This window comes from bacterium (genome assembly GCA_036524115.1).
In the GTDB taxonomy this organism is placed as follows: Bacteria; JAUVQV01; JAUVQV01; order JAUVQV01; family DATDCY01; genus DATDCY01.
The window spans coordinates 1-2,408 of sequence record DATDCY010000310.1; the positions used below are offsets into that span (position 1 = coordinate 1).

2 protein-coding genes are annotated in these 2,408 nt (G+C 75.9%); both read right to left on the reverse strand.

Features of this window, described 5'->3' with window-relative positions:
• On the reverse strand, positions 1–1,664 hold a 1,664-nt coding region (locus tag VI078_14690; protein HEY6000531.1), incomplete at its 3' end, for a hypothetical protein.
• The coding region (locus VI078_14695; protein HEY6000532.1) for a right-handed parallel beta-helix repeat-containing protein at positions 1,661–2,408 on the reverse strand (748 nt) is incomplete at its 5' end. The genes VI078_14690 and VI078_14695, both read right to left, overlap by 4 nt.

Consider the following 2,408-nt stretch of genomic DNA (forward strand, 5'->3'; position numbering starts at 1 on the left):
GTCACGCCGTCGGACGGCGCGCGGCGCCGCAGCGGCACGAGCGCCGCGGCGAGCGCGGGCACGAGAGCGATGCAGAGCAGGTTCCGTACCGCGACGAGCGCGCGGTCGGCGGTGCCCGCCCCGCGCGAGCCGCCGAGGAACAGATCGCGCGGACGGAGCTGGCGGAGGAGAAACGGCCGGTCGTCGCCGACGGGCGTCGCATCGTAGGAGAGCCCGGCGAGAAAGCCCACGGGGTCCTCGGCGCGCACGAAGCGGGCGATCGCCCCCGCGCCCTCGCGGGCCGGCGAGTACACCACTTCGAAGCCCAGCCCGCGGCAGCGCGCCTCGAGCACCGCCACCTCGCCGACCGTGAACGGCGAGCGCTTGACGATCATGTTCGCGACGTCCCCCGCGGCGGCGATGAACAGGTGAGCCCACGGCGCCTCCGCGCCCGCATCCTCGAGCGCCGCCCGCGCGGTCGCAACGAACCGGAGCAGCGGCCTCTCGCCGGCGCTGAATCGGCGGGAGAGAAGCCCGTCCGGGGCCAGGCGCGCCAGCAGCTCCCCGAACGCCTCCCGGGTGGCAAGGCGGTCCCCGCCTGACGGCAGCAGGCGCGGCAGCCCGGGCGCGCCGGGGGCCAGGATGAGATCGTACGCCGACGGATCGCGGCGCAGGAAAGCGCGCCCGTCGGCCACGACCGCCTCGACCCCGGCCAGGGAGAAGGGCCGGCCGGAGAAGCCCGCGAGGTCTTCCTCGACGACGCGCACGACGAGGGCGTCGGGCTCGACCGCGCGGATCGGCCCGTCCCCCAGGGCACGGGCAACGAGGACATCGCTGCCGCCCCCCGCGCCGACAACGAGCACGCGCGGGTCGCGCCGGATGCCGTGGGCCAGGGCCGCCAGGCTCGCCGGCTCCCAGCCGGACTCGTCCCCCGCGCGGTGACGCACGACGTTCGCGTACGGCACGTCGTCGACCACGAGGCCAAGCTGCTCGGGGAGCGGCCCGCTGTGGAGGCCTCCCAGCGCCAGCGCCGTGGCCGCTTCGTCGCCGCGCAGGGGCCTGACGAGCACGCGGGACGAGACGCCCCAGCGCGCGAGCAGCGCGCCCGACTCCCGGCGCCCTCCGGCGTACGGGATTTCGACGGCGCCCCCGGATGCGACGGCCGGGACGACGACGAGGGCGACGAGGGCCCCGATCGCGCCTCCGGCGAGCACGCCGGCCCAGGCGCGCCCCGCGTCGGCGCGGCGGTCGGCGAGCGCAAGGGCCACGAGCCAGCCGCCGACGAAGAACGGCGCCGCGACGACGACGCAGAGCGCCGCGAGCGCGACGGGTCGCGGCTGCGGCGTCTGCGCCAGGAACCAGCCGGCGAGCGGCGCGACACGGGCGAGCGCGAAGAAGAACCCCGGCTGGGCGCACAGCGCGAGCGCCAGCGCCAGCGAGAGCCGGCCCAGTTGCCGCGGGACCGCCTCGGCCGGAATGCGTCGCGGTGCGAGGCACGGGACGAGGCCGCCCGCCGCGGTGCTCATGAGCGCCGGAACGAGCACCAGCGGCGCAAGCGGTTGCCCGATGAGGGCCGGGAGCGCGCGCCAGAGAACGACCGCGAGCGCCGCGAGGCCGGCGCTGCACGCGGGCAGCGCGCCGGGAGGCCCGCTCGTCGCCTCGGGCGGGCGGGCCGGCCCGTTCACCGGGCGGCTTCCCAGCCCGTCACGAAGGGGGCCGGCGCCGGCTCGATCTCGACGCGACCCAGCGCCGGGTCCTCGTCGGCGTCGTAGACGCGCGCGCGGATCGCGGCCGGGTCCGCCGTCCCCCACCAGTTCCCGCGCAGGGTCCGGCCGCCCCGGTAGAAGTCCCCGAGGCGCACGTCGTAGCGCAGGTTGCCGAAGATGTTGTTCGCCTCGATCACCGAGTCCGTGTCGCTGTCGAAGAGAAAGAGGCCAACGCCGTTGCCGGTGACGAGGTTGTGGTGGATGGTGTTCGCGCAGGCGAAGAAGTTGAGCCCCTTGCTCTCGTTGTCCCGGACCAGGCAGTTGGCGATCTCGAAGCGCGAGTTGCCCAGGCGCGTCCCCTCGATGTTGCGCTCGAGGCGCGTGCGCACCACCGCGCCCGAGGAGAAGTGCGCGTGCAGCGCGTGCTGCGCGTACTCGATCCGGCAGCCGGCGAGCAGGTTGCCGTGCGAGTTGTCGAAGACAAGCCCCTGCCAGTCGCCGGGCTGGGGCCGCGCCTCCGCGGACGTGAGCACGATGGTCCCGCCGTCGCGGCCGTCGGCCTCGATCCGTCCGAGCAGGTGCAGGCCCGCGTCCCCGATGCCGTCGCCGTCGCGGTCGACGAAGGCGAAGCGCAGGACCGTCCCCGGTTCGAGCCGCAGGGTGACGCCGGCGGGCACCTCGACGAACTCGGCGATGCGCCGCTCCCCGCTCCAGGTCCAGACC